The organism is Mycobacterium sp. pV006 (genome assembly GCF_041287115.1).
GTDB lineage: Bacteria > Actinomycetota > Actinomycetes > Mycobacteriales > Mycobacteriaceae > Mycobacterium.
Window position 1 is genome coordinate 33123 of the sequence record NZ_JBGGKT010000017.1, and the last position, 25046, is coordinate 58168.

General features: G+C 69.8%; 24 protein-coding genes. 11 read left to right on the forward strand and 13 right to left on the reverse strand.

Features of this window, described 5'->3' with window-relative positions:
* Positions 1-5 precede the first annotated feature (5 nt).
* From gatB to gatC, 4 genes are read right to left on the reverse strand one after another with little or no spacing between them, the layout of a single operon-like run.
* A complete protein-coding gene (gatB, locus tag ACAG25_RS21300) occupies positions 6-1514 on the reverse strand; it encodes an Asp-tRNA(Asn)/Glu-tRNA(Gln) amidotransferase subunit GatB (RefSeq protein ID WP_370490465.1) in 1509 nt (502 codons plus the stop codon).
* 24 nt (positions 1515-1538) lie between these two features.
* Positions 1539-2570, reverse strand: coding sequence for an ATP-dependent 6-phosphofructokinase (locus ACAG25_RS21305; RefSeq protein WP_370490466.1), 1032 nt, complete (start codon positions 2568-2570; stop codon positions 1539-1541).
* An 18-nt stretch (positions 2571-2588) separates the two neighbouring features.
* A complete protein-coding gene (gene gatA / locus ACAG25_RS21310; protein ID WP_370490467.1) occupies positions 2589-4073 on the reverse strand; it encodes an Asp-tRNA(Asn)/Glu-tRNA(Gln) amidotransferase subunit GatA in 1485 nt (494 codons plus the stop codon).
* Positions 4070-4369, reverse strand: coding sequence for an Asp-tRNA(Asn)/Glu-tRNA(Gln) amidotransferase subunit GatC (gatC, locus tag ACAG25_RS21315; protein ID WP_370490468.1), 300 nt, complete (start codon positions 4367-4369; stop codon positions 4070-4072). The genes gatA and gatC overlap by 4 nt, the downstream gene beginning before the upstream one ends.
* An 82-nt stretch (positions 4370-4451) precedes the next feature.
* Here gatC and ACAG25_RS21320 point away from each other — a divergent pair, with 82 nt between their 5' ends.
* From ACAG25_RS21320 to ACAG25_RS21345, 6 genes are read left to right on the forward strand one after another with little or no spacing between them, the layout of a single operon-like run.
* Entirely contained in the window at positions 4452-5111 is a 660-nt protein-coding gene (locus tag ACAG25_RS21320) for an amino acid-binding protein (protein ID WP_370490469.1), read from the forward strand.
* A gap of 38 nt (positions 5112-5149) precedes the next feature.
* The gene (locus ACAG25_RS21325; protein ID WP_370490470.1) at positions 5150-5758 is read left to right on the forward strand and encodes a DUF4178 domain-containing protein; all 609 of its coding nucleotides are present in this window, start codon (positions 5150-5152) and stop codon (positions 5756-5758) included.
* An 8-nt stretch (positions 5759-5766) separates the two neighbouring features.
* Positions 5767-6270, forward strand: coding sequence for a DUF2617 family protein (locus ACAG25_RS21330; protein ID WP_370490471.1), 504 nt, complete (start codon positions 5767-5769; stop codon positions 6268-6270).
* Positions 6267-6701: a DUF4247 domain-containing protein gene (locus ACAG25_RS21335; protein ID WP_370490472.1), complete on the forward strand. Its 435-nt coding sequence runs from the start codon at positions 6267-6269 to the stop codon at positions 6699-6701. Before ACAG25_RS21330 ends, ACAG25_RS21335 begins: the two co-directional genes overlap by 4 nt.
* Before the next feature lie 30 nt (positions 6702-6731).
* Positions 6732-7190, forward strand: coding sequence for a DUF350 domain-containing protein (locus ACAG25_RS21340; protein ID WP_370490473.1), 459 nt, complete (start codon positions 6732-6734; stop codon positions 7188-7190).
* Positions 7187-8776: a polyamine aminopropyltransferase gene (locus tag ACAG25_RS21345; RefSeq protein ID WP_370490474.1), complete on the forward strand. Its 1590-nt coding sequence runs from the start codon at positions 7187-7189 to the stop codon at positions 8774-8776. Before ACAG25_RS21340 ends, ACAG25_RS21345 begins: the two co-directional genes overlap by 4 nt.
* A gap of 8 nt (positions 8777-8784) precedes the next feature.
* On the opposite strand, the gene ligA is transcribed toward ACAG25_RS21345, so the two are convergent.
* On the reverse strand, positions 8785-10869 hold the full coding sequence (ligA, locus tag ACAG25_RS21350) for an NAD-dependent DNA ligase LigA (RefSeq protein WP_370490507.1): 2085 nt from the start codon (positions 10867-10869) through the stop codon (positions 8785-8787).
* A gap of 89 nt (positions 10870-10958) precedes the next feature.
* On the opposite strand from ligA, the gene ACAG25_RS21355 reads away from it, so the two are divergent.
* Positions 10959-11360 carry an MmcQ/YjbR family DNA-binding protein gene (locus ACAG25_RS21355; RefSeq protein ID WP_370490475.1) on the forward strand — a complete coding sequence of 134 codons (402 nt, stop codon included), beginning with the start codon at positions 10959-10961 and terminating at the stop codon, positions 11358-11360.
* A gap of 37 nt (positions 11361-11397) precedes the next feature.
* The gene (locus ACAG25_RS21360; RefSeq protein WP_370490476.1) at positions 11398-13005 is read left to right on the forward strand and encodes a 4-coumarate--CoA ligase family protein; all 1608 of its coding nucleotides are present in this window, start codon (positions 11398-11400) and stop codon (positions 13003-13005) included.
* A gap of 7 nt (positions 13006-13012) precedes the next feature.
* On the opposite strand, the gene ACAG25_RS21365 is transcribed toward ACAG25_RS21360, so the two are convergent.
* The gene (locus ACAG25_RS21365; protein WP_370490477.1) at positions 13013-14746 is read right to left on the reverse strand and encodes a diguanylate cyclase domain-containing protein; all 1734 of its coding nucleotides are present in this window, start codon (positions 14744-14746) and stop codon (positions 13013-13015) included.
* A gap of 105 nt (positions 14747-14851) precedes the next feature.
* Positions 14852-15862 (reverse strand): methionine synthase, encoded by a 1011-nt coding sequence (locus ACAG25_RS21370; protein ID WP_370490478.1) that lies wholly within the window; start codon positions 15860-15862, stop codon positions 14852-14854.
* A gap of 34 nt (positions 15863-15896) precedes the next feature.
* Between ACAG25_RS21370 and ACAG25_RS21375 the strand changes: the two genes are divergently transcribed.
* On the forward strand, positions 15897-16544 hold the full coding sequence (locus ACAG25_RS21375) for a sensor domain-containing protein (RefSeq protein WP_370490479.1): 648 nt from the start codon (positions 15897-15899) through the stop codon (positions 16542-16544).
* Here the strand turns inward: ACAG25_RS21375 and mnmA are convergent.
* The 6 genes from mnmA to ACAG25_RS21405 form a co-directional block, all read right to left on the reverse strand.
* Positions 16541-17614: a tRNA 2-thiouridine(34) synthase MnmA gene (gene mnmA / locus ACAG25_RS21380; RefSeq protein ID WP_370490480.1), complete on the reverse strand. Its 1074-nt coding sequence runs from the start codon at positions 17612-17614 to the stop codon at positions 16541-16543. The two genes, ACAG25_RS21375 and mnmA, sit on opposite strands and share 4 nt — an antisense overlap.
* A complete protein-coding gene (locus tag ACAG25_RS21385) occupies positions 17611-18822 on the reverse strand; it encodes a cysteine desulfurase family protein (RefSeq protein ID WP_370490481.1) in 1212 nt (403 codons plus the stop codon). The genes mnmA and ACAG25_RS21385 overlap by 4 nt, the downstream gene beginning before the upstream one ends.
* A 60-nt stretch (positions 18823-18882) precedes the next feature.
* Positions 18883-19722 (reverse strand): lysophospholipid acyltransferase family protein, encoded by an 840-nt coding sequence (locus tag ACAG25_RS21390; protein ID WP_370490482.1) that lies wholly within the window; start codon positions 19720-19722, stop codon positions 18883-18885.
* The gene (locus tag ACAG25_RS21395) at positions 19719-20540 is read right to left on the reverse strand and encodes a GNAT family N-acetyltransferase (RefSeq protein ID WP_370490483.1); all 822 of its coding nucleotides are present in this window, start codon (positions 20538-20540) and stop codon (positions 19719-19721) included. Before ACAG25_RS21395 ends, ACAG25_RS21390 begins: the two co-directional genes overlap by 4 nt.
* Before the next feature lie 162 nt (positions 20541-20702).
* Complete coding sequence (locus tag ACAG25_RS21400; protein WP_370490484.1) at positions 20703-21659, reverse strand: electron transfer flavoprotein subunit alpha/FixB family protein; 957 nt, start codon at positions 21657-21659, stop codon at positions 20703-20705.
* 40 nt (positions 21660-21699) lie between these two features.
* Positions 21700-22491, reverse strand: a complete 792-nt coding sequence (locus tag ACAG25_RS21405) for an electron transfer flavoprotein subunit beta (protein ID WP_370490485.1) — start codon at positions 22489-22491, stop codon at positions 21700-21702.
* Positions 22492-22689: 198 nt separating this feature from the next.
* Here ACAG25_RS21405 and ACAG25_RS21410 point away from each other — a divergent pair, with 198 nt between their 5' ends.
* A complete protein-coding gene (locus ACAG25_RS21410; protein WP_370490486.1) occupies positions 22690-23487 on the forward strand; it encodes a class I SAM-dependent methyltransferase in 798 nt (265 codons plus the stop codon).
* Positions 23484-25046 carry a 1,4-alpha-glucan branching protein domain-containing protein gene (locus tag ACAG25_RS21415; RefSeq protein ID WP_370490487.1) on the forward strand — a complete coding sequence of 521 codons (1563 nt, stop codon included), beginning with the start codon at positions 23484-23486 and terminating at the stop codon, positions 25044-25046. The genes ACAG25_RS21410 and ACAG25_RS21415 overlap by 4 nt, the downstream gene beginning before the upstream one ends.

The window sequence follows — 25046 nt, forward strand, 5'->3', positions numbered from 1 at the left end:
GCGGGTCAGCCCTGGCCGCAGGCGGCCATGACCAGTTCGCGCACCCGGGCCGCGTCGGCCTGCCCCTTGGTCGCCTTCATCACCGCCCCGACGATCGCGCCGGCAGCCTGCACCTTGCCGCCGCGGATCTTCTCGACGACGTCCGGGTTGGCGGCGAGAGCTTCGTCGACGGCGGCCTGGATCAACGAGTCGTCGCGCACCACGGCCAGCCCACGGTCGGTCATCACCTGTTCGGGTTCGCCTTCACCGGCCAACACTCCCTCGACGACCTGGCGGGCCAGCTTGTTGGACAGCTTGCCGTCGTCGACCAGCTTCACCACCGCGGCGACCTGGGCCGGCGTGATCGACAATGCGTCGAGTTCCACCCCGGATTCGTTGGCCTTCTGCACCAGGAAGTTGCCCCACCAGGCGCGCGCGGCGTCGCTGGAGGCGCCGTGGGCGACGGTCGCGGCGATCAGGTCGAGCGCGCCGATGTTGACCAGGTCGCGCATCACCTCGTCGGAGATACCCCATTCCTGTTGAATCCGCTTGCGCGACAACCACGGAAGCTCGGGAATGGTCTGGCGCAGCCGCTCGACGAGCTCGCGGCTGGGGGCCACCGGCTCGAGGTCGGGTTCCGGGAAGTAGCGGTAGTCCTGCGCCTCCTCCTTGCTGCGGCCCGGGGAGGTGTGGCCATCCTCGTGGAAGTGCCGGGTCTCCTGCACCACGTGCCCGCCGGACTGCAGCACCGCGGCCTGGCGGCGCATCTCGTAGCGCACGGCGACTTCGACGCTCTTGAGCGAGTTGACGTTCTTGGTCTCGGTGCGGGTGCCGAATTCCGTCTGACCGATCGGCCGCAGCGACACGTTGGAGTCGCAGCGCATCGACCCCTGGTCCATCCGGACATCGGATACACCCAAGGTGCGCAACAGGTCTCGCAGGGCGGTGACGTAGGCGCGGGCGATCTCGGGTGCGCGGTCACCGGCGCCTTCGATCGGTTTGGTGACGATCTCGATCAGCGGCACGCCGGCGCGGTTGTAGTCGGCCAGCGACGTGGTGGCACCGGCGATGCGACCGGTGTCGCTGCCCAGGTGGGTCAGCTTGCCGGTGTCCTCTTCCATGTGGGCGCGTTCGATCTCCACCCGCCAGGTGCTGCCGTCGTCCAGCGGCACGTCGAGGTAGCCGTTGAACGCGATCGGCTCGTCGTACTGGGAGATCTGGTAGTTCTTCGGCTGGTCGGGATAGAAGTAGTTCTTCCGGGCGAAGCGGCACCACGACGCGATCTCGCAGTTCAGCGCCAGGCCGATGCGGATGGCCGACTCGACCGCGGCCTCGTTGAGCACCGGCAACGATCCGGGCAGGCCCAGGCACACCGGGCAGACCTGGGTGTTGGGTTCGGCGCCGAACCGGTTGGCGCACCCGCAGAACATCTTGGTCGCGGTGGAGAGCTCGACGTGGACCTCCATGCCCATGACGGGCTCGTAGGTGACGACGACCTCGTCGTAGTCGAGCAGGTCAGCGGTGGCGACAGACATGCCCCAGATCCTAGTGAACCGGGCTCAGCCGAAGAACTCGGCGGCGTCGTCGTAGCGGCTCTGCGGCACCAGCTTGAGCTGGCGCACGGCGTCGGCCAGCGCCACGCGGCCGATCTCCTGGCCGCGCAGCGACACCATCATCCCGAACTCGCCCGCGTGCGCGGCGTCGGCGGCGTTGACGCCGAAGCGGGTGGCCAGCACCCGGTCGTAGGCCGTCGGGGTGCCGCCGCGCTGCACATGCCCGAGCACGGTGACGCGGACGTCCTTGTTGATCCGCTTCTCCACCTCGACCGCGAGCTGCTGGGCCACCCCCGTGAAGCGTTCGTGGCCGAACTCGTCGACCCCGCCCTGGCGCAGCTGCATCGAGCCCTCGGCCGGTTTGGCGCCTTCGGCGACCACGCAGATGAAGTGCGAATCCCCGCGCACGAACCGTTCTTTGACCAGACGGCACACTTCCTCGACGTCGAAGGGCTGCTCGGGGATCAGCGTCATGTGCGCCCCGGAGGCCAGCCCCGCGTTGAGCGCGATCCAGCCGGCGTGGCGTCCCATCACCTCCACCAGCATCACGCGCTGATGCGACTCGGCGGTGCTGTGCAACCGGTCGATGGCCTCGGTGGCCACGGTCAGCGCCGTGTCGTGGCCGAAAGTGACGTCGGTGCAGTCGATGTCGTTGTCGATGGTCTTGGGCACCCCGACGACGGGGACGTTCTCCTCCGACAGCCAGTGCGCCGCGGTCAGCGTGCCCTCCCCGCCGATCGGGATCAGCACGTCGATGCCGTTGTCCTCGAGGGTCTGCTTGATCTGGTCGAGCCCGGCGCGCAGCTTGTCCGGGTTGACCCGGGCGGTGCCGAGCATGGTCCCGCCCTTGGCCAGCAGCCGGTCGTTGCGGTCGTCGTTCTTGAGTTGGATGCGGCGGTTCTCCAGCAGCCCGCGCCAGCCGTCCTGGAAACCCACCACCGAGGAGCCGTACCTGACATCACAGGTGCGGACCACGGCGCGGATCACCGCGTTGAGGCCAGGACAGTCACCGCCGCCGGTCAGGACTCCGATACGCATGCGTCCATCCTTACCCTGTCAGAGCGCGTTCGGCAGCGGTCCCCGAGCGGTTTCGTAGGCCGCGCCCACCCGGTAGAGCCGGTCGTCGGCCAGCGGCGGCGCCATGATCTGCAGTCCGACCGGCAGTCCGTCGTCGGCGCTGAGCCCCGACGGGACCGACATCCCGCAGTGCCCGGCCAGGTTCAGCGGCAGCGTGCACAGGTCGAACAGGTACATCGACAGCGGGTCGTCGACCTTCTCCCCCAACCGGAACGCCGTGGTCGGGGTCGCCGGGGAGACGAGCACATCGACCTTCTCGTAGGCCTTCTCCAGATCCTGCGCGATCAGGGTGCGCACCTTCTGCGCCTGGTTGTAGTAGGCGTCGTAGTAGCCGGCCGACAACGCATACGTACCGATCATGATGCGGCGCTTGACTTCTGGGCCGAAACCGGCGGCCCGGGTGAGTGCCATCACCTCCTCGGCGCTGCGGGTGCCGTCGTCGTCGACCCGCAGTCCGTAGCGCATCCCGTCGAACTTGGCCAGGTTCGACGACACCTCCGACGGCAGGATCAGGTAGTAGGCGGGCAGCGAGTAGTCGAAGTGCGGGCAGTCGACCTCGGTGACCTCGGCGCCCAGCGCGGTCAGCTGCTCGACGGCGGCGTTGAACGACGCGAGCACTCCCGGCTGGTAGCCCTCTCCCTGAGCCAGCTGCTTGACCACACCGATCCGTACCCCGGCCAGGTCACCGCCCGCTCCGGCCCGCGCGGCACCGACGACGTCGGGGACGGCGGCGTGGATCGACGTCGAGTCGCGCGGGTCGTGCCCGGCGATCACGGCGTGCAGCAGCGCGGTGTCGAGCACCGTGCGCGCGCAGGGTCCGCCCTGGTCCAGCGACGAGGCGCACGCGATCAGGCCGTAGCGCGAGACCGTGCCGTAGGTCGGCTTGACCCCGACGGTGGCGGTCAGCGCCGCCGGCTGGCGGATGGATCCGCCGGTGTCGGAGCCGATGGCCAGCGGCGCCTGGAAGGCCGCCAGCGCGGCGGCGCTGCCGCCACCGGACCCGCCGGGCACCCGGTCGACGTCCCACGGGTTGCGGGTGGGCCCGTACGCCGAGTTCTCCGTCGAGCTGCCCATGGCGAACTCGTCCATGTTGGTCTTGCCCAGGATCGGGATCCCGGCGGCGCGCAGCCGCGCGGTGACCGTCGCGTCGTACGGCGACGTCCACCCCTCGAGGATCTTCGACCCACAGGTGGTGGGCATGTCGACGGTGGTGAAGACATCCTTGAGCGCCAGCGGCACCCCGGCCAGCGGCGACGGCAGCTCCACGCCGTCGGCGAGCGCCTTGTCGACCGCGGCGGCCGCCTGCAACGCCTCGTCACCGGCGACGTGCAGGAACGCGTTGTAGCGGTCGTCGGTGGCGGCGATCTGGTCCAGGCACGCCTGGGTCACCTCCGTCGACGACACCTCCTTGGCGGCGATCCGGGCGCCGAGTGTGGCCGCGTCCTGCCTGATCAGGTCGGTCATTCCGCCTCCCCGAGAATCCGCGGCACCGCGAAGCGGCCGTCCTCGGCGCGCGGCGCCGACGCCAACGCCTCGTCCTGGTTCAGCCCGGGCGTCACCTCGTCGGGTCGGAACACGTTGACGTCCTTGAGCGGGTTGTCGGTGGCCGTGACGCCGGTGACGTCGACCGCCGCGATCTGGCCGACATGACCGATGATGGCGTCGAGCTGACCGGCGAAGCTGTCGAGTTCGTCGTCGGTCAGGGCGAGCCGAGCCAGCCGCGCCAGGTGGGCAACCTCGTCGCGAGAGATCTGGGACACGACCACGCAGCCTAGTTGACGCTGGTCTCCGTGCCCTCCGTCGAGTCGCCCACCGGCGCCTTCCCGTGACACAGTGTTCGCCGTGCCCACCTATCTGTTGCGCGTCGAGCTCGAGGACAGGCCGGGAAGCCTGGGCTCGCTGGCCGTGGCGCTCGGCACCGCGGGCGCGGACATCCTGTCGCTGGACGTGGTGGAACGCACCGGCGGCTACGCCGTCGACGACCTGGTGGTCGAACTGCCCGCCGGCGCGATGCCCGACATGCTGATCACCGCCGCCGAACGACTCGAGGGCGTCTACGTCGACTCGGTCCGCCCGCACACCGGGCTGCTGGAGGCGCACCGCGAACTCGAGCTGATCGACCATGTCGCCGCCGTCGACGGCCGCGCCGCCCGCCTGCAGGTGCTCGCCGACGAGGCGCCCCGGGTGCTGCGCGTGGGGTGGTGCACGGTGACCGCGCTGACCGACACCGGGCCGCAGCGGATCGCGGGCAGTGCCGGCGCTCCGGAGACGGTGGCCGCCGACACCCCGTGGCTGCCGCTGGACCGTGCCCAGGCGCTCGACGAGACGGCTCCGTGGGTGCCTCAGGTCTGGCGCGACATGGACACCACGCTCGCCGCGGCACCGCTGGGCGATCCGCACACCGCGGTCGTGCTGGGCCGCCCCGGCGGCCCGGCATTCCGTCCCAGCGAGGTCGCGCGCCTGGGCTACCTGGCCGGGATCGTCGCGACCATCCTGCGCTGAGCTCAGCTGCTAGCGTCGAAAACGACGAAAGGGTTCGCGTGGAAACGCTGTTGATCTTGCTCGCGATCGGGTTGCTCATCGCCGCGGTCGTCGTCTTCGTCAAAGCCATGCGCCGGGCGAAGGAACCGAAGCAGCCTGCCCAGCGGCAGGATCCGCTCAAAGCGGGCCAGATGCAGACGTTCGGGCCCCGACAGCTCGCGCCGGGCGCCATCGTCAGCCACGGCGGCATCGACTACGTCGTGCGCGGATCGGTGACGCTGCGCGAAGGTCCGTTCGTCTGGTGGGAGCATCTCCTGGAGGGCGGTCCGGAGCCGGTCTGGTTCAGCGTCGAGGAGGACGAAGGCCGCCTCGAGTTGACCTGGTGGCTGCGCCGCAAGGACCTCGCGCTGCAGCCCGGCGGACCCCACACCGTCGACGGTGTGACGTTCACCGAGACCGAACGCGGCCAGGCGTCCTACACGACCGAAGGGACGACGGGGCTGCCGGCCGGCGGTGACATGGACTATGTCGACTACGCCGCCGCCGACGGGACGACGTTCCTGGGCTTCGAACGGTGGGGTGCCGGCATGCAGTGGGAGATCTCGCACGGCAGGTCGATGTCGCCCGGTGAGCTGACCGTGTATCCCGCGCCTTCTCCGGACGCATAGGACCGCTGTTGCCGTTGCACGAGCTCGCCGTGTCGCCGACCGACGTCAGCGGCACGGGCCTGGGCCTGGCACTCAACGCGCCCGCCCCACCACCGCTGGCGACGCTGCGCCTGCGCCATCCCACCGGCAGCGCGCTGCAGCTGGGGGTCTTGGGCGCGTCGCACGTGATCACCGTGGAGGACTCCGAAGTGTCGTTCTCCGAAGAGGTTTCGTGTGCGGTCCGAGCCGCCGAAGGCGCCCTCCCCCAGCGGGCCGACGCCCCCGGCTACCGACTGCAGTCCCGCATGACCACCCACGACGAGCCGGACTTCCGCAGGCTCGCCAACCACCTCCGGGACCGCTGCGCGACCGACGCGGCGTGGCTAGGCGGCGCCTTCCCCGGTGACGACGCGGCCCTGACCGCGCTGACCGCCGAGCCCGACGGTGCCGGCTGGCGGTGGCAGACATGGCACCTGTATCCGGAAGCCACGGGCGGGACCGTGGTGTACACCGAGAGCCGGTGGTGTCCTTGAGCAGCACCCGACTCTTCTTGTTGTCCGGCGCACTTGCGATCGGCGGCATCCTGTGCCTGGTGCTCGGAATCTCCATGATCGACAAGGACATTCGGACACACGTCGCCGAGAACTACCCGGCCTATTCACACGGCTCCGAGGCGTCGAGTTACGAGTGCTCGGGGTCCCCGGCGCGCGTGGCCGAGCAGTTGGCGAACTACCAGCGGCCCGAGGCCCGGGCCAACGACGGCGGCGTGGAGTACCTGCGCTACAACGACGACATCGTGATCGTCGGACCCGACGGCGCGCGGCCGTGCACCATCCGGGTCGAGGACGTCCAAGGGAGCCGCTACACCGGGGGCGGCTTCATCTTCCTGGGCCCCGGTTTCTTCCCCGGAGCTCCGTCAGGCGGCTCGGGCGGCAGTACCGGCGGCCCTGGCGGCGGGAAATGACCCCACGACAACCAGTCAAAGGAGATCCGCATGTATCAGGCCGCGATCGAGTTCGGCACAGTCAGCGGCGACGCCCTCGCCCAGAACGTGGTCGCTGCGCTGCTCTACTTCGTGGTCGGCGTCGTCGTCCTGGCGGCCGGTTTCGTGATGGTCGACCTACTCACCCCTGGCAACCTGCGCCAGTTGGTGTTCGTCGAGCGTCGGCCCAACGCGGTCGCCGTCGCCTCGGGGATGTACCTGGCGCTCGCCGCGGTGGTCGCCACCGCGATCGTTGCCAGTTCGGCTGATCTCGGGCAGGGACTCGTCGACGCCGCGGTCTACGGTCTGGTCGGCGTCGCCCTGCAGGGGGTCGCGCTGGTGGTGCTCGAGGTCGTGGTGCCCGGCCGGTTCCGGGACCTGATCACCGACGAACGACTGCACCCGGCGGCGATCGCGACCGCGGTGGTGCTGTTGGCCGTGGGAGCGGTCAACGCCGCCGCATTGTCATGACCTCGGCCTCCCCGGAACGCACCGGCGGCGGCATCACCGGGGAGGAGGTCGCCCCGCCCGGCACACGCTGGCGGGCGCTGCTGCTCGCGGCGGTGGCGGCGTGCGCGGCGTGCGGGCTCATCTATGAGCTGGCGCTGCTGACACTGTCGGCCAGCGTGCACGGTGGCGGTATCGTCGCGACCTCGCTGATCGTGGCCGGTTACGTCGCGGCGCTCGGGGTGGGCGCATTGCTCGTCAAACCGCTGCTGGGCCGGGCGGCCATCACGTTCATCGCGGTGGAGACGCTGCTCGGCATCATCGGTGGACTCTCGGCGGCCGCTCTCTACGTCGCGTTCGCCTTCATCGGTGGTTCGCTGTGGGTGCTGGTCATCGGCACGGTCGTGATCGGATGCCTGGTCGGGGCCGAGGTGCCGCTGCTGATGACGCTGCTGCAGCGGGGCCGCGTCGCCGGTGCCACCGACAGTGGCCGGGTGCTGGCCAATCTCAACGCCGCGGACTACCTCGGCGCGCTGCTCGGCGGGCTGACCTGGCCGTTCCTGTTGTTGCCGCATCTGGGCATGATGCGCGGCGCCGCGGTCACCGGCATGATCAACCTCGTCGCCGCGGCCGTGGTCGCGGTGTTCCTGTTGCGGCACATCATCAGCCGACGCGAACTGGCCGCGGCGCTGGGCGTGCTGGCCGCGGCGTTGGGTCTGCTCGCCACGTTGATGGTGCGCGCCGACGGCATCGAAACCACCACCCGCCAGCGGCTCTACACCGATCCGATCGTGGCCTACCAACGCTCGGCCTACCAGGAGATCGTCCTGACCCGCCGCGGTGACGACATGCGGTTGTATCTCGATGGCGGACTGCAGTTCTCGACGCGCGACGAACACCGGTACACCGAGAGTCTGGTGTACCCGGCGCTGGACGAGCGGACCCGTACGGCGCTCGTGCTCGGCGGCGGTGACGGGCTGGCGGCCCGCGAGTTGCTGCGGCACCCCACCCTGGAGCGGATCGTGCAGGTCGAACTCGACCCCGCCGTCATCGATCTCGGGCGCACCACGCTGCGCCCGGTCAACCGCGGTGCGCTGGACGACCCGCGGGTGCACGTGGTGGTCGCCGACGCGATGACCTGGCTGCGCGCACCCCACGCCCGGCCGCCAGGCGGGTTCGACGCGGTGATCGTGGATCTCCCCGACCCCGACACCCCCGCGCTCGGCCGGCTCTATTCGACCGAGTTCTACGTGATGATCACCCGGGTGCTCGCCCCGGACGGCCGGATGGTCGTGCAGGCCGGCAGCCCCTACTCCACACCAACGGCGTTCTGGCGCACCGTGTCCACCGTCGGCTCGGCCGGGTTCGGCACGACGCCCTACCACGTGCACGTACCGACGTTCGGCGACTGGGGTTTCGTGCTGGCCCACCGCGGCCGAGAGGCGCCGCGACCGACCGTGCCGGCGAACTCCCCGGCGCTGCGCTTCCTGGACCGACGGGTGCTCGACGCGGCCACCGTGTTCCCCGACGACCGGCCGCCGCTCTCATTGCCGCCGTCGACTCTGGAGCATCCCCGCGTCGTCGAGGACATCCGGCGGGGCTACAGCTGAGGGCTTTCTCAGACGGCGTCGGGTCCACCCTCGAGCAGCCGGCGGAAACCGTCCTCGTCGAGCACGGGCACACCCAGCTCGATCGCCTTGTCGTACTTGGAACCCGGTGCGTCACCGGCGATCACGTAGGCCGTCTTCTTCGACACCGAGCCGGCCGCCTTACCGCCGCGGGCGATGATCGCCTCCTTGGCGTCGTCGCGGCTGAAGCCCGCCAGCGAGCCGGTCACCACGATCGACAGGCCCTCGAGGGTACGGGCGATGCTCGCGTCGCGTTCGTCGGCCATCCGCACCCCGGCAGCGCGCCACTTCTCCACGATCGCGCGGTGCCAATCCACGGTGAACCAGTCGGTGACCGCGGCCGCGATGGTCGGGCCGACGCCTTCCACGGCGGCCAGCTGTTCCTCCGATGCGGCGACGATCGCGTCCAGGCTGCCGAACTCGGTGGCCAGCGCCCTCGCGGCGGTGGGCCCGACGTGGCGGATGGACAGCGCCACCAGCACCCGCCACAGCGGTTGGCTCTTGGCCTTGCCGAGGTTGTTGAGCAGCCGGCGCCCGTTGGCCGAGAGTTCACCCTTCTGGGTGGTGAACAGGTCGGTGCGCAGCAGGTCGTCCTCGGTGAGGTCGAACAGGTCGCCCTCGTCGGTGATCACCTGCGCCTGCAGCAACGCGATCCCGGCCTCGTAACCGAGCCCCTCGATGTCGAAGGCACCGCGCCCGGCGACGTGGAACACCCGCTCGCGCAGTTGCGCGGGGCAGGTGCGGGAGTTCGGGCAGCGGATGTCGGCGTCGCCCTCCTTGGCGGGGGCCAGCGCGGTGCCGCACTCCGGACAGTGGGTGGGCATCTCGAATTCGCGCTCGGTGCCGTCACGCAGGTCGACGACCGGTCCGAGCACCTCGGGGATGACGTCGCCCGCCTTGCGGATGACGACGGTGTCGCCGATCAGGACACCTTTGCGTTTGACCTCGGAAGCGTTGTGCAGGGTGGCCAGCCCGACGGTGGAGCCCGCGACCTTCACCGGCTCCATGTAGGCGAACGGGGTGACGCGTCCGGTGCGGCCGACGTTGACGCGGATGTCGAGCAGCTTGGTGGTCGCCTCTTCGGGCGGGTACTTGTAAGCCACCGCCCAGCGCGGCGCCCGGGAGGTGGCGCCGAGACGCCGCTGCAGCGCCACCTCGTCGACTTTGACCACCAGGCCGTCGATTTCGTGTTCCACCTCGTGGCGGTGCTCACCCCAGTAGGCGATGCGTTCGGTGACGGCTTCGAGCCCCTGCACCCGGGTGGTGTGGTCGGACACCGGCAGCCCCCACGTCTTCAGCGCGCGGTAGGCGTCGTGCAGCGTGGCGAACGGGGTCGCTCCGGCGCCTTCGACGCGCCCGACCCCGTGGCAGATCATCCGCAGGCGGCGTCGTGCGGTGACCGCGGGGTTCTTCTGCCGCAGCGACCCGGCGGCACTGTTGCGCGGGTTGGCGAAGGGCGGCTTGCCCTCGGCGACCAACCCGGCGTTGAGGTCCTCGAAATCCCTGACCCGGAAGAACACCTCACCGCGGACCTCCAGCACCTTCGGGACCGGGAATTCCTCGGTGCCGCTGAGCTTTTCGGGAATGTCGTCGATGGTGCGGGCATTGAGCGTCACGTCTTCGCCGGTGCGGCCGTCGCCGCGGGTCGCGGCGCGTTCCAGACGACCGTCGCGGTAGACCAGCGACAAGGCCACCCCGTCGATCTTCAGCTCGCACAGGTAGTGCGCGTCGGCGCCGATCTCGGTCTTGATGCGTGCCGCCCATGCCGCCAGCTCGTCGGGCGTGAAGACGTTGTCCAGACTCAACATTCGCTCGAGATGCTCGGCGGCGGCGAAGTCGGTGGAAAACCCGGCGCCTCCCACCAGCTGCGTCGGCGAATCGGGGGTGCGCAGCTCCGGGTGCTCGTCCTCGAGGGTCTGCAGCTGCTGCAGCAGGGCGTCGAACTCGGCGTCGGAGATGATCGGCGAGTCACGCACGTAGTAGCGGAACTGATGGTCACGGACCTCGTCGGCGAGCTCCTGCCATCGGCGGCGCAGGTCGGCGTCGGGGGCGTCGTCGGCCTGTTCGGCCAGCACCGCCTCGGGATCCGGGGTCACCTCGCGACTCACCCTGGCAGGCTATCGCGCTGTCCCGACAGCCTGCCGACGCCGTAGGCTGCTCTTCCATGCCGCACCCGATCATGTTCGGTGACGACGATCCGGGACTCGCGCAGGTGCGCGAGATTGCGTTGGGGTTTCCCGGCGCCACGGAGAAGGTCTCGTGGGGGCGGCCGGTGTTCTGCGCCCCGAAGATGTTCGCCGTCTACGGCGGCAGCCTCAAGGTCGACGGCTCGCGCGAACATCGCCAGTTCCCGCATGCCGTCCTGGTCAAGGTCGACGAGTCCGACCGTCGGGCACTCGAGCAGGACCGCCGCTTCTTCTTCCCCGCCTACCTGGGCCCGTTCGGCTGGCTGGGTCTGGACCTGACCGCGGCCGCCGTGGACTGGACCGAGGTCGGCGAACTGCTCGACGCGTCCTACCGGATGGTGGCGTCGAAGAAATTGCTCAAGGAGCTCGACCAACGTTGACCCGGGCGGGCACCGAACGTGCTTCGATCGGACCATCATGAGTTTCTCCAGCCCGTTCCCCGAAGTGGACATCCCCACAGCCAGCGTCTTCGACTACCTGTTCGACGGCATCGACGACGCCACCCTCGACCGTGTCGCCCTCGTCGACGCGAAGACCCGCCGCCACACCACCTACCGCGAGATGATCGGCCGGATCGACACCTTCGCCGGGGCGCTGGCCGCGCGTGGGGTCGGTGTCGGCGACGTGGTCGGGCTGCTCGCGCCGAACAGCTCCGCCTTCGCGATCGCGTTCCACGGCATCCTGCGCTGCGGGGCCACCGCGACCACGATCAATGCGCTGTTCACCGGCAAGGACGTCGCCAAACAACTCCGTGACGCGAAGGCGAGGATGCTCATCACGGTCACACCGTTGTTGGCGGCCGCCAAGGAGGGTGCAGCCCAGGCCGGCATCTCCGACGAGGACCTCGTGGTGCTCGACGGCGGTGGCCGCGACGTCGACGGCCATCCGAACGCCGAGGAGCTGTTGGCCGGCGCGCCCGCCGCGCCGCGGGTGGACTTCGCGCCGTCGACTCACCTGGCGGTGCTGCCCTACAGCTCGGGAACCACGGGGAACCCGAAGGGCGTGATGCTGACCCACCGCAACCTGGTGGCCAACGTGGCGCAGATTCGTCCGCTGCACGGCATGCAACCCGACGACGTGGTCCTGGCCGTGCTGCCGTTCTTCCACATCTACGGGATGACGGTGCTGCTCAACGCCGCGGTGCATGCGCGCGCCCAGCTGGTCATCATGCCGAGTTTCGACCTCGCCGAGTTCCTGGGCAACATCGCCGAACACCGGTGCACGATCGCGTTCATCGCCCCGCCGGTGGCCGTCGCACTGGCCAAACACCCGCTGGTCGACGACTACGACCTGTCGTCGCTGAAGGTGGTGATGTCCGGGGCCGCTCCCCTGGACGCCGACCTCGGACATGCGGTCGCACAACGGTTGGGCTGCAAGGTGGTTCAAGGATACGGCATGAGCGAACTCAGCCCGGTCAGCCACATCACTCCCTTCGACGGCGGCCGGGTCAACATGCTCATCGAGGCACCACTGAGCTCGGTCGGCTGGACGGTGTCCAACGCTGCCTCCAAGATCGTCGACCCCGAGACCGGCGACGAAATCGACCCGCCCGCAGAGGGTCTGAGCAAAACCGGTGAACTGTGGTTCAAAGGGCCGAACGTGATGGCCGGTTACCTCAACAACGAGGAGGCCACCAACGCGACCATCGACGCGCAGGGCTGGCTGCACACCGGGGACCTCGCGCAGGTCGACGCGAACGGCTGCGTCTACATCGTCGACCGGCTCAAAGAGCTGATCAAGTACAAGGGCTACCAGGTGCCGCCGGCCGAGTTGGAGGCGGTACTGCTGACGCATCCGCAGATCGCTGACGCCGCCGTGGTCGGCGTACCCGACGACGACGGCGAAGAGGTTCCGAAGGCCTTCGTGGTGACCCAACCCGGAAGCGAGCTCACCGCCGAGGAGGTCATCGAATTCGTCGCCGGTCAGGTGGCCCCGTACAAGAAGGTGCGCCGGGTGGCCTTCATCGACGCCGTCCCGAAGTCGGCGGCGGGCAAGATCTTGCGCAAGGACTTGCGCTCGCAGTGAGCGGTCGTCACAGACGCGACAGCTGGTTGCGTCCCCGGCGCTTGGCCTGATAGAGCGCCGTGTCCGCGCGAACAACCGTGTCGGTCAACGGTTCTGCACCGTCGTGGGCGGTGTAGCCGATAGAACATGTCTGGCCCGACGGCACACAGCGCTGGATGCGCTGCAGGACTGTTTCGGCTTGCGCGGGGGTGGTCGACGGCATCGCGACGATGAACTCTTCCCCGCCCCAACGGGCCAGCACGTCATCGCGCCGCAGCGAACTCTCGGCCTCGGCGGCGAAACGCCGCAGCAGCGCGTCACCGGCGGTGTGGCCGCGGGTGTCGTTGAAGTACTTGAAGTTGTCGAGGTCGATCACCGCGATGGTGAGCGCGGCGCCGGTCGACTTGTCGAGGATCTGCGACACCTGCTCGTCCCACGCCTGCCGGTTCCACAGGCCGGTCAGCGCATCGGTGGAGGCCGACTGTTTCAGGGCGGCATGGGCGGCGGCCAGGTGGGAGATGTCGCGCACTTCGAGCTGCACGCTCGGGATGCCCTCGTGACTGACCGCGGTGGCACTGAATTCGACCGTGAGCTCCGCACCGTCGGAACGGAGCAGCGTGCCGCGCTGCCCGCGCAGCGCCGGCCCGCCACCGATGATCTCTCGCAGCATGGTCTGCGCAGCGTCGCGCAGCTGCGGATGCACCAGCTCGAGCCCCGGTGTCGACGCCAGCGCGGTGCCGCACAGCGCGTCGGCCGCCGGGTTGGCGTACAGGATCTGTCCGCGGTCGTCGACCACGACCACGGCGACCGGTGACTGTTCGATCAATGCCCGCCAGCGCTGCTCGGCCTGGGCATGGGCGGCCCGGGCGGCCGCGAGTTCGGTGACGTCGGTGGACATCCCACCGACACCGATCACCTCTCCGGTGTCGCCGATCAACGGGAACTTCGTCGTGCGGTAGGTGTGGGTCGTGCCGTCAGGATGGACGACCTCCTCGCTGAACACCTGCCACCGCTGCGTGGTCATGATCTCGACGTCGCTGCGGCGGAAGCGGTCGGCGACCATGCGGGGGAACAGCTCGTGGTCGGTGCGCCCGATCAGACTCGCATTGCGGGTGACGTGTTCGAGCGCCGGATTCGCCATCAGGATCCGGCCGTCGGTGTCCTTGGCGTAGATGAGGACGTCGGCGTGTTTGAGCACCCCGTCGAGCAACCTCAGCTGGCGCCGCAGCGCCGCCGACGCCGACCGGCGCGACGCCGACCTCTCGGCGCCGTCCCGATTGCGGCGACGCAACTCGAGCAGCGCGAGTACCTGGTCGGCCACCGTCTGAAGGTGCCTGTGGGTGGCCGACTGCACCGGCCGCGGCATGACGTCCATGACGCTGAGCGCCCCGACGACGAACCCTGCGGGACTGAGGATCGGTACTGCGGCGACGAAGCGCGCGCCGGGAGCCGGACTGATCAACTGCGCTGTGCGGGCGTCGTCGAGGACATCGGTGACCCATGCCGGTACCGCCGGGCCGATCAGATGGGCGCACAGCGACTGCGCGCGCGGGATTTCCGTGAGTTCGACACCCACACCGGACTTCACCCATTCCCGGTCGACGTCGAGGAAGCTCAATGCCGCCATCGGTGCTTGGCAGACCTCGGCGGCGAGTGCGGTGAGGTTGTCGAACGCGGTCTCGGCCGGGGTGTCGAGAATGTCGTAGGAACGCAGCACCTGCAGGTGCTCGGCGTCGGAGGGACGCGCAGACCCCACGCTCATCGGCTGCCGTCTCCCCTTTCCGCACATCGGGTCGGCTCAGTTGCTTCCGACAATAGAGCAGGATCGGGAGCTGCTGAACACTTGTTTTCCGTCGCGGCCCAGCGGTCAGATGGCGTCCGGATCGGCGCGGAGGGCTTCTGCGGTCTTGCGCGCGAGTTCGACCGCCGTCCGCGCCCACCGGGGGGTCGCCGCGGCCAACCCGCAGGCCGGGGTGATCCCGATGCGCTCGGCCAGCACCGAGCGCGGGAATCCGAGGCGGTCGGTGATCGTCGCGACCGCGGCGGCGACCTCTTCGACCGACCGGCGCCCGGCGGGTTCGGTGGACGCCACCGCACCGAGCAGCACGGTCCGACCGGTCTCCACGAACTCGCCGATACCGTCGAGGTCGGCAGTCCTCAGGGTGTGCATGTCCACCGCGATCGCGTCGACCACACAGTCGCGCAACGCATTCCAGGGCAGACCGGAAGCACAACAGTGCAGTGCGATGTCCGGGCCGATGATCGCGGCGCAGTCGTCGAGCAGCGCGGTGACCGACGACTCCTCGACCGCGGCCACCGGGCTCAGACTCGTCACCCCCGAGAGGTCTCCCGCCACCGCGGCCGGCAGCGACGGCTCGTCGAGCTGCACCACCACGCGGGTCTGCAGCCGTCGCGAGACCTCCGCACGATGCGCAGCCATACCCTCGGCCAGTGACATCGCCACATCGCGGAACGCACCGCGATCGGTGATGGCGCGGTGCCCGTTGGCCAGTTCGAGCTGCGCCGCCAGCGTCACCGGGCCCGGACCCTGAACCTTGACGACCCGCTCCCCGCCGCGCAGACCGGCCTTCTCCCAGGCTTCCTCGAGCGCGTCGAGGTCCTCGTCGAGCAGGCTGGCCGCGCGCCGCATCGCCGAGCTGCGTCCCGACGCGATCCGGTAGCCCCGCGGCACGGTGTCGAGGGGCAGGTCGACGAGCAGCGCGCCGGCGCGTCCGATCAGGTCGGCGCCCACGCCGCGCGCGGGCAACTCCACGAGGTGGGGCATCTGGTGGAGTTCTCCGATCACCACCTCGGCGGCCTCGGCCGGGGAGGTACCGGGCCACGATCCGATGCCGGTCGCGGTGGCGAAGACAGTCACCGCCCGACGATATTGCACCCACTACAGTCGAGCCATGACGGCCCGCGGCAGATGGCGTCGGTGGTCGCCGGCGGTGGCGGCGGCGGTACTGCTGGCCGGATGCACCCACACCGTCGGCGGGACAGCGGCACGCACGGCCCCGCTGCCCGACGAGAAATCCCGGTCACCCGTCGACGTGGACACCGTCCTTCTCGACCGGCAACAGATGCAGGCGCTCACCGGCGCGGGCGCCGACCTGACCCCGATTCCCGGCATGGAGTCCAAGATGCCCGTCGATGTCGACCATCTCCTGGGAACCGTTCCCGCGCAATGCAGTTGGCTGGTGGCCGAGACCCAGGTGTTCGGCGACGAGGTCGAGGAGTTCCACAAGACGTCCTACCAGAACCCACCCGACGGGGCGCTGATCTCCCAGGCGGCCGCCGGGTACCGCGACGTCGACACCGCTCGGCGCGCGTTCGGGGGGCTGGTCGACTCGATCCGACGCTGCGCGGACACGCCCGCAGGACCGGCCCTGGTGGGCCCGGTGACGACCACCGAGGACACGGCACGGACCCGGCCCGGCAGTTGCGGGCGGGACTACCGGATCAAAGCCGAAGTGCTGGCCGAGATCACGTTCTGCGCCTTCGCCGACTCCGTGTCCGACACCGTCATGACCAACATCATGAGCAATATCCCCCGCTAGCCGGCGGCGCGGATGGTCGCGGAGCCCAGCACCTCGTCCCCGTCGGGGTCGGGGCGGTAGAGCACCAGCGTCTGGCCCGGCGCCACACCGCGCAGCGGTGTGCGCAGGTCGACGGTGACGCTGTCCTCGGCGACGTGGGCGACCGCGTCGACGACACCCCCGTGCGCGCGCACCTGCACCTGGCATTCCAGCGGTCCGTCCGGCGCCACGCCGGAGGTGACCACCGGGGTGTCGCCCACCAGCGTGGTGACGTCGAGATCGGTGATGTCACCGACCCGCACGGTGCCGGTGGCGGCGTCGATGCCGGTGACGTAGCGCGGCCGACCGTCGGGTCCCGGCCCGGCGATACCGAGCCCTTTGCGTTGACCGACGGTGAATCCGTGCACCCCGTCGTGTTCGGCCAGTACGACGCCGGCTGCGTCGACCACCGAGCCGCGGCGGACGCCGATCCGCGCGCCGAGAAACGCGCGGGTGTCCCCGGTCGGGATGAAACAGATGTCGTGGCTGTCGGCCTTCTCGGCGACCGCGAGACCCCGCCGGGCCGCTTCGGCGCGGATCTGCGTCTTCGGGGTGTCACCGATCGGGAACAGCGCGTGCCGCAATTGTTCTGCGCTCAGCACCGCCAGCACGTAGGACTGATCCTTGTCGGCGTCCACGGCACGACGGAGTCGACCGTCGGACAGCCGCGCGTAGTGGCCGGTGGCCAGCGCGTCGAAGCCCAGCGCCAGTGCCCGGGCCGCCAGCGCGGAGAACTTGATGCGCTCGTTGCAGCGCACACATGGGTTCGGCGTCTCGCCGCGAGCGTAGGACTCGACGAAGTCGTCGATGACGTCCTCTTGGAACCGCTCGGCGAAATCCCAGACGTAGAACGGGATTCCGAGAACGTCCGCGACGCGACGGGCGTCGCCGGCATCTTCCTTCGAGCAGCAGCCCCGCGATCCGGTGCGCAGGGTCCCCGGCGCCGAGGACAACGCCAGGTGCACACCGGTGACGTCGTGGCCGGCGTCGACCATCCGGGCGGCGGCCACCGAGGAGTCGACGCCCCCACTCATCGCGACGAGGACCTTCACGGGCGGCCTGCTCCGGATCGATCGCCGGCTCCGGCCAGCGCGGCCTGGCGCGCCCGTTCGACCGCGGCCGGGAGTACCGCGAGCGCGGCATCGACGTCGCCGTCGGTGCTGGTGTGCCCCAGAGACAACCGCAGGGACCCGCGGGCGCTGGCCGACTCGGCGCCCATGGCGGTCAACACGTGTGACGGCCGCGCCACCCCGGCGGTGCAGGCCGAGCCGGTCGAACATTCGATGCCCTTGGCGTCCAACAACATCAGCAGTGAGTCGCCCTCGCATCCACGGAAGGTGAAGTGCGCGTTGCCCGGCAGTCGTCCCGCCCCGCGCGCACCGTTGAGGTACACGTCGTCGACGGCGCCGAGCACGCCGTCGACCAGCCGGTCACGCAATGAACGCAACCGTGCGGCCGTGGCGTCGATCGTCTCGACCGCATCGCGCGCAGCGGCCGCCATCGCCACCGCGCCGGCGACGTCCTGGGTGCCCGATCGCACGTCGCGTTCCTGACCGCCGCCGTGCAACTGCGGCACACAGTCGGCGTCGCGGCGCAGCAGGAGTGCGCCGACACCGGTGGGGCCACCGAACTTGTGGGCGGTGACACTCATCGCCGACAGATTGCTGGCCGCGAAGTCCACCGGCAGCTGCCCCACCGCCTGGACGGCGTCGCTGTGCATGGGGATGCCGAATTCTCTTGCCACCGCGGCCAATTCATGTATCGGCAGCACCGTGCCGACCTCGTTGTTGGCCCACATCACCGAGATCAGGGCCACGTCGGTGGGGTCGTCGAGGGCCGCACGCAACGAGGCCGCGCTCACAGCGCCGACCGCGTCCACCGGAAGCCAGGTCACCTCGGCGCCTTCGTGTTCCACCAGCCACTGCACCGCGTCGAGAACCGCGTGGTGTTCCACCGGCGTGGTGATGATGCGGCGGCGCCGCGGATCGGCGTCGCGCCGCGCCCAGTACATCCCCTTGATCGCGAGGTTGTCGCTCTCGGTGCCGCCTGCGGTGAAGATGACCTCGGACGGGCGCGCCCCCAGCAGGTGCGCCAGCGCTTCCCGCGACTCCTCGAGCCGACGCCGGGCCACGCGTCCGGAACCGTGCAGTGACGATGCGTTACCGACCGTGCCGAGCACAGCACTCATCGCCTCGATGGCGACGGGACGCATCGGAGTGGTGGCGGCGTGGTCGAGATAGACCGGCGCGGGCAGGGACATAGCCGTTCCAGGATAGCCGTCCGGGACGGTCGGACCTCAGTCACCGCAGCTCGACGCCGGTCAGGCGACCGGGGCGCGTCGTCGGGGGTGTGCCGGCGCACGCACCGGCTCGACGTCGGAGCCGCGCACCACCCGCTGGCAGCGCTGCGCGAGTTCGCGGCGGTCCGAACCCGGCAGTTGCAACGACTCGACGTGTACTCGCGCGACCGTGCGGCGGGCCGAGAGTATCCGGCGCAGCGACGCGAACAGGGTGTCGTCGCCGATGTAGGCGGGCACCGTCGACAGCGCACCGTCGCTGTCGTGATAGCTCAACCGCAGCGGCTGGACGGCCCGCTGTGCGTCGATCGCGGCCTGGAACAGCGCGGGCCGGAAGTCACCGTGCGCCCGGCCGCACCAGGTGGTGCCCTCGGGGAAGGCGACCACGGTGCGGCCCCGACGCAGGCGATCCGCGACCGCGTACACCACGTCGGGCAGGCTGCGCAGTTCGGCCCGGTCGATCGGGATGACCTTGACCAGGCGGGCCACCAGACCCAGCGCGGGCCACCGCAGCATCTCGGCCTTCGCGACGAACGCGCCGGGCAGCACCGCCCCGATGACGAAGACATCCGCCCACGACACGTGCCCGGCGACCACCAGGACGCCCGTCACGTTGCGGATCGGTCCACCGGAGACCGAGACCCGGATCCCCAGGCAGCGCAACACGGCGCGGCAGTAGCGCCGTTGCCACGCGCGGCGCCCCGGCGCCGGCACCGCCAGCAGCGGCATCAACGGCAGCAGAAGCGTCAGCGCGGCAGCGCGGAGCCCGACCCGGGTGACGATCTGCAGGCGCCGACCACCCGGGCGGGCGGCGACGCAGTCCCGGCCGCACGTCGCGGTCGGCAACCAGGCGTGCGAGGTCATCGCGCACCCGCGGCGTGCTGAACGGACCGCAGTCTGCGCAGGTAGCGAATGTCGGCGCGACGTTTGTCCAGCAGCGCAGGCAGGTCGCCCACGCCGAAGATCGGGTCGTGCGCCGGTTCCCCGCACACCTGCGCACCCAACCGCAGGTAACCGCGCAACAGCGGAGGCACCGTCACCCGCGGCGGCGCGGCGATGTCGTCGAGGGTGCGGCCGTCGAGGACGACGGGACGGTGCGGGAAGACGGTGTGGCGGACCGGCGCGGCGTGGCGTCGGCGCACGAAGTCGCGGACCCCGCGCAGCGCACTGCCCGGTGCACCGTCGCCGGCGGGGTCGTGCAACGGGACCGACACACAGCCCGCGACGTGGTCGTAGCCGCAGCGGTCCAGGTAGGCCAGGATCCCGCTCCACATCAACAGGATCACCGCGCCGTTGCGGTGGTCGGCCCGCACGACCGCGCGGCCCATCTCCACCAGCGTCGGTCGCAGCTCGTCGAGACCGGTGACGTCGAACTCGGTGGACATGTAGAGGCCGCCCGCCGCGATCGCCGCAGGTGGCGGCAGCATCCGGTAGCAGCCGACCAGATCGCCGGTCGCGTCGTCGCGGACCAGCAGGTGGTCACAGAACTCGTCGAACGGGTCGGCGTCGCGGTCGGTGTCGCCGGCGAGGGTGAATCCGGGTTCGGTGGAGAAGACGTGATGGCGCAGCCGTTGGGCCGCCGCGATGTCGTCGCCGTCGCTGCTCAGCAGCAGCGAGTAGCTCGGTGCGGGGGTCTGTGGCGCAGGACTGTCGGATCGGATGAGGACAGAGGCGGTGCTCACGCTCAGCACGGTCGCGCAGCGGGGTCACCGCGCGCTGTCGGCGCAGTGACGTGTCGATGAGCGTCAGGTGACGAGTCGGGCCCGCCTTTTCGGCCGAGCAGACGCAAAATCGCCCAATTCCCGGAGGAAAAGGGCGACTTTGCGTCTGGTGGCGAGGAGGACTCAGCCCTTGCGAGCCTTGACCGCCTCGGTCAGCTGCGGGGTGACCTTGAACAGGTCGCCGACGATGCCGAGGTCGGCGATCTCGAAGATCGGCGCCTCTTCGTCCTTGTTGACCGCGATGATCGTCTTGCTGGTCTGCATGCCGGCGCGGTGCTGGATCGCTCCGGAGATGCCCAGCGCGATGTACAGCTGCGGCGAGACCGTCTTGCCGGTCTGACCCACCTGGAACTGGCCGGGGTAGTAACCCGAGTCGACGGCGGCGCGGGACGCACCGACGGCGCCGCCGAGTGCATCGGCGAGCTCCTCGACGATCTTGAAGTTCTCCTCGCTGCCGACACCGCGGCCACCGGCCACGACGACGGTGGCTTCCGTCAGCTCGGGACGGTCACCCGCCACGGCGGGCTCACGCGAGACGATCTTGGTGGCGTTCTCGGCCTGCGCGGGCACCTCGACCGAGACGACCTCACCGGCGCCGTCGGCGGGCTCGGCGTCGATGGCACCGGCACGCACCGTGATGATCGGGGTGTCCCCGACGGCCTCGGCCTCGACGGTGAACGCGCCACCGAAGATCGAGTGGACGCCCTTGCCGCCCTCCTTGACCTCCACGACGTCGGAGAGCAGGCCGGATCCGATACGGGCGGCCAGGCGGCCCGCGATCTCCTTGCCGTCGGCGTTGGCCGCCAGCAGCACGGCAGCCGGGCTGGCCGACTCCGCCAGCGAGGCCAGCACGTCGACATACGGGGTGATCAGGTAGTTCTCCGCGTCGTCGGACTCGGCGACGTAGATCTTGGCCGCACCGGCGGCCTTGAGCCCGTCGGTCAGGCCCTCGGCGGTGCCGGGCTTGCCGACGACCACCGCGGCGGGCTCGCCCAGCGTGCGGGCGGCGGTGATGAGTTCCTGGGTGACCTTCTTCAGCGCACCCTCAGCGTGCTCGACGAGCACGAGTACTTCAGCCATGGAAATGTCTCTCGTTTCTGGAGGTAACGGAAAAGTTCTGCTAGATGATCTTCTGGCCGACCAGGTACTCGGCGATCTTGCTGCCGCCGTCGCCTTCGTCGGTGACCTTCTCGCCGGCGGTCTTGGGCGGCTTCGGGGTCGACGAGAGCACCTTGGAACCGGCGTTGTCGACGCCGACCTCGTCGGCCTCCACACCGATCTCGGCGAGCGTGAGCTTGGTGACTTCCTTCTTCTTCGCGGCCATGATGCCCTTGAAGGACGGGAAGCGCGGCTCGTTGATCTTCTCGTTGACGCTGACCACCGCAGGCAGCGAAGCCTCGAGGGTGAACACACCGTCGTCGGTCTCGCGCTCGGCGACGACCTTGCCGTTCTCCACGGTCAGCTTGCGCACGTGGGTGAGCTGGGGCAGGCCCAGGTACTCGGCGATGATGGCCGGGACGGCGCCGCCGGTACCGTCGGTGGCCTCGTTGCCGGCGATGACGAGCTCGGTGCCCTCGATGGTGCCCAGCGCGCGGGCCAGTGCCCACCCGGTCTGGACCATGTCGGAACCGTGCATGCCCTCGTCGACCAGGTGCACCGCCTTGTCGGCGCCCATCGACAGCGCCTTGCGGATCGCCTCGGTGGCGCGCTCGGGACCGGCCGTCAGCACGGTGACCGTGCTGTCGCCGCCCTCGCGCTCCTTGATCAGCAGCGCTTCCTCGACGGCGCGCTCGTTGATCTCGTCGAGCACCGCGTCGGCGGCTTCGCGGTCCAACGTGTAGTCACCGTCGGACAGCTTGCGCTCGGACCAGGTGTCAGGGACCTGTTTGATCAGGACCACGATATTCGTCATAGCTCTGGTTCGTCCTCCTCGAAGGGGCCGAAAAGTTCGGCCTGCAATACCACGCTTGGAGCAATCACCACCATGTTACCCGCGGGTAACTTGCGGTGGTTCGCCAGAACACCATAACTGGTCGGCTTCGGGTTTCTGTCAGCCCATAGATGAGCGAACTATTCGTCATCGGACGGTTACGGGTTAGCCTGCCTTCCGATGAGCGCATCTGTTGCCAACAGCTCCCGTGGAGACCAGCCCGCCGAGGCACCCATGGCCCTGACCGGTGAACGGACCGTCCCCGGCATCGCCGAGGAGAACTACTGGTTCCGTCGCCACGAAGTGGTCTACCGGCGTCTGGTCGACCACTGCCGTGACCGGGTCGTGCTCGAAGCGGGCTGCGGCGAGGGCTACGGGGCTGATCTCATCGCCGACGTCGCACGCGCGGTGATCGGACTCGACTACGACGAGTCCGCCGTCGCGCACGTCCGCGCTCGCTACCCGCGCGTCGACATGCGTCACGGCAATCTCGCACAACTGCCGCTCGAGGACGCCTGCGTCGACGTCGTGGTCAACTTCCAGGTCATCGAACACCTGTGGGACCAGGGGCAGTTCGTCGCCGAATGCCGACGCGTGTTGCGGCCCGGTGGCGTGTTGTTGATGTCGACCCCGAACCGGATCACGTTCTCCCCCGGCCGGGACACCCCGGTCAACCCGTTCCACACCCGCGAACTCAACGCCGCGGAGCTGACCGATCTGATCGAGTCGGCGGGGCTGCGGATGGAGTCGATGCTGGGCGTTTTCCACGGTGCCCGTCTCGCCGAACTCGATGCGCGCCACGGTGGTTCGATCATCGACGCCCAGATCGCCCGTGCCCTGGCCGACGCCCCCTGGCCCGCCGACCTGCTGGCCGACGTCGCCTCGGTGGACGTCGACGATTTCGACGTGGTGCCGCACGGACCCGGCCGCGACATCGATGACAGCCTGGACCTGGTAGCGATCGCGGTGCGGCCGTGACGACCACCGGCGACGACCCTGTCCCGGGACTGTTCACCCTCGTCCTGCACACCCATCTGCCGTGGCTGGCCCACCACGGCCGCTGGCCGGTCGGCGAGGAATGGCTGTACCAGTCCTGGGCGGCCTGCTATGTGTCGCTGACCCGCGTGCTGCGCGGCTTGGCCGCCGAGAACCGCACGCACCTGGTCACTCTCGGCATCACCCCGGTGGTTGCCGCGCAACTCGACGATCCGTACTGCCTACAGGGCATGCATCATTGGCTGGCCAACTGGCAGCTGCGCGCACTGGAAGCGGCCACCACCCGCACGGCGACCGGCACGTCGCCTGCATCGGCTCCAGAAGCCCTGCGGCGCTTCGGAACCCACGAGCTGGCCGGGGCGGATCAGGCGATGGCCGAGTTCGACACCTTCTGGCGCCACGGCGGCAGCCCGGTGCTGCGGGAACTGATCGACAGCGCAGTCATCGAGCTGCTCGGCGGACCCCTGGCCCACCCGTTCCAGCCGCTGCTGAACCCGCGGTTGCGGGAGTTCGCGCTGCGCGAAGGCGTGGCCGACGCCGGGCAGCGTTTCGCCCATGTCCCACGCGGCATCTGGGCTCCCGAATGCGCCTACGCACCCGGCATGGAGACCGGTTACGCCGCCGCGGGGGTCGGTCACTTCATGGTCGACGGACCGTCGTTGCACGGCGACACCGCGCTGGGTCGCCCGGTCGGTGACACCGACGTCGTCGCGTTCGGCCGCGACCTGCAGGTCAGTTACCGCGTGTGGTCTCCGAAGTCGGGCTATCCCGGCCATTCCGCCTATCGCGACTTCCATACCTACGACCACACCACCGGGCTCAAACCCGCTCGCGTGACCGGACGCAACGTCCCGTCCGAGGAGAAGGCGCCCTACGACCCCGAGCGCGCCGACGCCGCGATCGACGGCCACGTCGCGGACTTCGTCGGCACGGTGCGCCGCCGGCTGCGCTCGGAGAGTGAGCGGATCGGACGGCCGGCGCACGTCGTGGCCGCATTCGACACCGAACTGTTCGGCCACTGGTGGCACGAGGGTCCCGAATGGCTGGGCCGGGTGCTGCGCGCCCTGCCGGCGGCGGGGGTACGTGTGGGCACGCTGTCGGACGCCGTGCGCGAGGGTTATGTCGGCAGCCCGGTGCAACTGCCGCCGAGCTCGTGGGGGTCGGGTAAGGACTGGCAGGTGTGGGCCGGCGAGAAGGTTTCCGACCTCGTCCAACTCAACACCGAGGTCGTCGACACGGCGCTGACCGCGGTGGACAAATCGCTTGCGCAGGGTGCGCCCGCGGCGCGTGATGTCGTGGCCGACCAGATTCTCCGGGAGACGCTGCTGACGGTCTCCAGTGACTGGCCGTTCATGGTCAGCAAGGATTCGGCCGCCGAATACGCGCGCTACCGGGCCCACCTGCACGCCCACGCCACCCGGGAGATCGCCGACGCGGTCGCGTCCGGGCGCCGTGAGCAGGCACAGCGGCTCGCGGCGGCCTGGAACAAGGCCGACGGGCTGTTCGGCGCTCTGGACGCGCGGAGGCTGCCGGTCGCATGA

What these genes read in the sequence shown, in the direction of transcription:
- gatB (WP_370490465.1), bottom strand. Translation starts at nt 1,514, where the DNA reads ATGTCTGTCGCCACCGCTGACCTGCTCGACTACGACGAGGTCGTCGTC.
- ACAG25_RS21305 (WP_370490466.1), bottom strand. Translation starts at nt 2,570, where the DNA reads ATGCGTATCGGAGTCCTGACCGGCGGCGGTGACTGTCCTGGCCTCAAC.
- gatA (WP_370490467.1), bottom strand. Translation starts at nt 4,073, where the DNA reads ATGACCGACCTGATCAGGCAGGACGCGGCCACACTCGGCGCCCGGATC.
- ACAG25_RS21340 (WP_370490473.1), top strand. Translation starts at nt 6,732, where the DNA reads ATGTATCAGGCCGCGATCGAGTTCGGCACAGTCAGCGGCGACGCCCTC.
- ACAG25_RS21345 (WP_370490474.1), top strand. Translation starts at nt 7,187, where the DNA reads ATGACCTCGGCCTCCCCGGAACGCACCGGCGGCGGCATCACCGGGGAG.
- ACAG25_RS21355 (WP_370490475.1), top strand. Translation starts at nt 10,959, where the DNA reads ATGCCGCACCCGATCATGTTCGGTGACGACGATCCGGGACTCGCGCAG.
- ACAG25_RS21360 (WP_370490476.1), top strand. Translation starts at nt 11,398, where the DNA reads ATGAGTTTCTCCAGCCCGTTCCCCGAAGTGGACATCCCCACAGCCAGC.
- ACAG25_RS21365 (WP_370490477.1), bottom strand. Translation starts at nt 14,746, where the DNA reads ATGAGCGTGGGGTCTGCGCGTCCCTCCGACGCCGAGCACCTGCAGGTG.
- ACAG25_RS21375 (WP_370490479.1), top strand. Translation starts at nt 15,897, where the DNA reads ATGACGGCCCGCGGCAGATGGCGTCGGTGGTCGCCGGCGGTGGCGGCG.
- ACAG25_RS21385 (WP_370490481.1), bottom strand. Translation starts at nt 18,822, where the DNA reads ATGTCCCTGCCCGCGCCGGTCTATCTCGACCACGCCGCCACCACTCCG.
- ACAG25_RS21390 (WP_370490482.1), bottom strand. Translation starts at nt 19,722, where the DNA reads ATGACCTCGCACGCCTGGTTGCCGACCGCGACGTGCGGCCGGGACTGC.
- ACAG25_RS21400 (WP_370490484.1), bottom strand. Translation starts at nt 21,659, where the DNA reads ATGGCTGAAGTACTCGTGCTCGTCGAGCACGCTGAGGGTGCGCTGAAG.
- ACAG25_RS21405 (WP_370490485.1), bottom strand. Translation starts at nt 22,491, where the DNA reads ATGACGAATATCGTGGTCCTGATCAAACAGGTCCCTGACACCTGGTCC.
- ACAG25_RS21410 (WP_370490486.1), top strand. Translation starts at nt 22,690, where the DNA reads ATGAGCGCATCTGTTGCCAACAGCTCCCGTGGAGACCAGCCCGCCGAG.